1 protein-coding gene and 2 pseudogenes are annotated in these 3,937 nt (G+C 56.7%); all 3 read right to left on the bottom strand.

Going from position 1 to position 3,937, the window contains the following annotated elements; translation table 11 throughout:
* Positions 1-325 (bottom strand): annotated as a pseudogene (locus ABIZ35_RS04270) (hypothetical protein); the annotation flags it as partial.
* 356 nt (positions 326-681) lie between these two features.
* Positions 682-2,631 carry an RICIN domain-containing protein gene (locus ABIZ35_RS04265; protein WP_348218628.1) on the bottom strand — a complete coding sequence of 650 codons (1,950 nt, stop codon included), beginning with the start codon at positions 2,629-2,631 and terminating at the stop codon, positions 682-684.
* Positions 2,632-2,855: 224 nt separating this feature from the next.
* Positions 2,856-3,937 (bottom strand): annotated as a pseudogene (locus tag ABIZ35_RS04260) (hypothetical protein); the annotation flags it as partial.

The raw sequence follows: 3,937 nt of genomic DNA, 5'->3' as shown, positions 1-3,937 counted from the left end.
GATGCCCATCGGGTGTGATGGCGGAAGAGTAATACAGACGGTCGCTGTGCATGGAGGCCAGCGTGCTCCAGGTTCCGCCCGTATAGCTTCCCTGGAGGTTGGGAGTGAGTTTGTACCAGCCGACGCCTCCTCCGTTCTGAGCCATCACGGTTCCATCGGAGAGCAGCATCATCTGGTTGACGCCGCCCGGGGCGAGATTGCCAACGGAGGTCCAGGTTCCCGCATACGCTGCTGGAACAGATAGCGCAATGGCCGCAATCGCAAGTGCGCGGCTTGACTTGAAAAGCCCGTGCGTACGGAACTTTTCGTGGGTGGGAAATTGCATCGTGATCTCCTTATTCCAAATCGTAATCCGTCTGTTGCCCCAGCGCTCTTTCGGCGCTTCACCGTAGCAGGGTTAGATTGCTTTTATATCAATGAGCCCAGACGCCTAACGACGCCCAGTTTGACAGAAGACACGAAAGCACGCTCACTATATTGCAATTGTATCAATAAATCCTATAATTTCCGTCAATTCCAAGGATTATTGATTGAGCGTCTCGGCTCTCTTCGCCAGCCACCATTATAGGACCATAGTCGAAGGCTGTCAAGCACTCCATGGACAATCCAGGCGCCAAAGATTTTGGAAGGCTGAGAGGGAAAATCGGCGCGGACTTCACAGATGAAGTCCGCGCCGCCATCCTAATTTCGCTCCAGATTAAACTCCTGCCAGGCGTTTGTAGTGTTGGGGTATTGCTGAAGGTTGACGTTGTTGGCGGTATTGCCGCTGGGGATGTCCCAGCTCATGTCGTCGTGCTTGAAGTAGAATTTGAACGCGCCGTTGGTCTTCGGAACGATCCGAACCTTCTGATCGCCGGCGTTGTTGACGTTGTAATCGTAGAGCTGCGTGTTGGCGCCGGCCGCATAGGACGTGCCGGCTACGCTGATCACTCGCGTCGGGGCGTTGAGGCTGAACAAGCCATAGAAGCCGTCACCCTCACTCGTAAAGCTCCACTTAAACCAAGGGTTGTTCTGCCAATCATACTGGATGATCGGGCTGTTGTTTGTGCTGCCCGCCCCTTGGACGCAGACATATCGACCGCTGGCTGCTCGGATGGAGTATGTGCCCCAAGGCTGGAGGCGCCATCGCTGGGCGGCGCTATTGGTATTGGCGTACTGCTGGATCTTGGCGCCGTCGGCGGCGCTGGCGCCGGAAACGTCCATATACAAACCACTGCGCACGTTTTTGATGTTGTACCAGCCATTGCCCGCGTCCACAAGGTCCCACTGCTGACTGGAATCGTAATTGTAGTCCCAGTCAACGAGTTGCGCCTCGTTGACGGTCGAATCGCCGGACACGGAAACGGCTTTGCCAGTGACCCAGGAGGTGATCTGGAAGTGGTTGCCGCCTTCAGTGGGAATGAAAGCCCAGCGCTCGTTCGGGCCGTTGTAATCGTAGGTCCACTGATTGGTGACGGCGCCATTGGCCGTGTTGCCGCCGCTTAGATCCAGACACTTGCCGCTGTTCTGATTGACGATCATGAAATAGGGTCGCTGCGGCGTGTTTCCAGGCGGAACGACTTGCAGCGCGACCACCGAACTGATGCAGTCCCAGGAATACAGAACGCCGCTGGGCGTCTGCTGAAGCCACTGGCACCAGGAAAGGTTGTCGGAGGTGCGGCGGACATTCCAGGCGGCGTTCGCGTTCGCTTGCAGCCACCCCAGATACGTACTCTGAAGGCTCCGGTCCTTCATAAACTTGGCGATCCAGCGCAGCCCAATGGAGTTCAGGCCGGAGTTGTTATTGCCTCCTGTGCCGTACTGCGGCATGATCTTGTAGCCGGTCGTCGTCTGGTCACCGATGCTATTCATGGTGTAAGTGGCCGCTAACTTTGCGCTAGCGGTGTCGCCGAGGTAGTTGGCGAGCCCAACAAACGTTCCCTGATTGTAGGTGCTTGACCAATATCCAATCGAACCGGAGGTGTTAATCGAGTCCCATACCGCGCCCGTTGAGGCGTTGTACAGGTGCGCCTTCTCCCAGGTCAGTAGGTTCTGGGCCTTGGTCTGATAGCTGGAATCGCCCAGCGCCTGAGAAAGCAGATAAGCGGCGATGCCCGCCGGGCATTCGATGCAGGAGTTGTAGCTGTTGTTGTCGGTGGTCCAGTAGAGTGCGCCCTGCGAGGAGTTCCAGGCGCGCGACCACATCAGGTCGAAGTTGGTCTTGGCGATGGTGCGGAACGTCGTGTTGCCCGTCTGCTGATAGCCGCGTGTGTAGGCGATAACCGCCCAGGCGATGTCATCGTTGTAGATATTGCCTGACCAATTGGTCCCATGCGCGCTGCTGAAACCGTTGAGCAGCGCGCTGACCTGCGTGTTTAATGCGCCGCCTTTGCGATCGTTGGCGTCCTCGGTCCCTTCGATCTCTTCGATCTCCTGCCAGAAGCCGGGGTCGCCGCCGCTCTGGTTGCCCTTCAAAAATGTACCGCCGCCATTGGGGGTGGAAAAGGCGCTGAGATACGAGTTGACAGCTGTGTCGGCGTCGGCGCTGGTGAACGCCGAAGCCGGCTGAGCGGAGCCAGTCGCTAATATTGCGATTACTGCAATACCAAGAGATATTGCCTGTCCGAGAACGGGAAAATTGATCGATTTCAAGTGTGATCTCCTTCGACACAAGCACTGTATCGCGATTGTATCTAAAATCCCAAAAGCGATGAACTGCAAACCTAGCAATTTATTCGCAACCTAACCGGTTCACGAGCAACATTATAGGACCATCATCAAATCCTGTCAAGCATTTTGGGACAAAAATGGCTCCAAAATTTAGAAAAAAAGCGCGGACTTCGATTGAAGTCCGCGCTCGTCGTTCCCGGAGTCAGCTAGTGGGCGGGGCGGAAGTAGCCTGCCTTTGCGATTCCCGAAATCGGATCGCCGAAGGCAGCATTGTTGAAGGTGATTGTTCCGGTAAAGGCGTGCTTGAAGTTAAATTTCCCGTTCGCGCCATACGCCAGATCCGTGGGGATATTGAACGCAAGGGTCTCGTTTTCCACGGCGCACTGCGTATAGGGCATGTAGAAACCATTTTTAGCGACATTGGGCGCCGGGTCGCTGCCAAAGGCCGCATTGCTGAACGTGACAGTTCCCGAAACTCCATACTTGTACAGGAAATTCCCGTTGCCGCCGTAGGCCGCTTCCACGGGAATGTTGAACGTTGCGGAGTTGTTTTCCGCCACACTCTGCGTAAACCACTTGTAGAACCCGAACTTGGCGAAGCCAAAGAGTGGGTCTCCAAACGTGGCGGTATTGTAGGTGATGTTGCCGGTCTTGGCGTAGCGATACGCGTAGCTGCCGCTGGCGCCGAACGCGAGGTCCGCGGGATTCCCAAAGCTAAACGTCTGGCCTTCGGTTCCAACATAGTTGTAAATCACCGTAGAGTCAAACGGTACGGAATAGGAGGCGACTCCATTGGTAACCACCTGAAGCTGATAGGCTCCGGACGGCAGGCCGGCGGGAGTGGTGAACTTCGCCGATTGGATGGCGCCGCCCTTCGCCACGCCCGTCGTGCTCCAGTTCGTCGTGCGCCCGTAGTAGACGTTGCCGTTGGAGGCCGTGAGACGCACAATCGGATAATTGGTCGCCTCCTGAGCGTCATCGCCGTATTCCGAACCCTCGGAAATGCCCGTCAGCAAATACCCCGTGACGACATAAGAGCCATCCTGGTTTTTCAGGACACTCGACACGCTTGGCCGAGCGGCGGCGATCGGGGCTCCGGACGGGCGATAGGTGTAGAGGCGGCTGCCGCCGTTCGAGAACAGCACGCTTCCGTCGGGCAGATCCAGCAGCCGCGTGTTATACGGAGCGCCCCCGTCCGTCTGACCCGTCGGACCCGAGATCAGCGTGAACGCATTGGTATTGGGATCGTACTCCGCGAAGCTCGTGGGAGCGTTCAGCGTCCCCACCG

This window comes from Capsulimonas sp. (genome assembly GCF_039929585.1).
GTDB lineage: Bacteria > Armatimonadota > Armatimonadia > Armatimonadales > Capsulimonadaceae > Capsulimonas.
The sequence above is the reverse complement of the archived record's forward strand: the minus strand, read 5'-3'. Positions and strand labels throughout refer to the sequence as shown.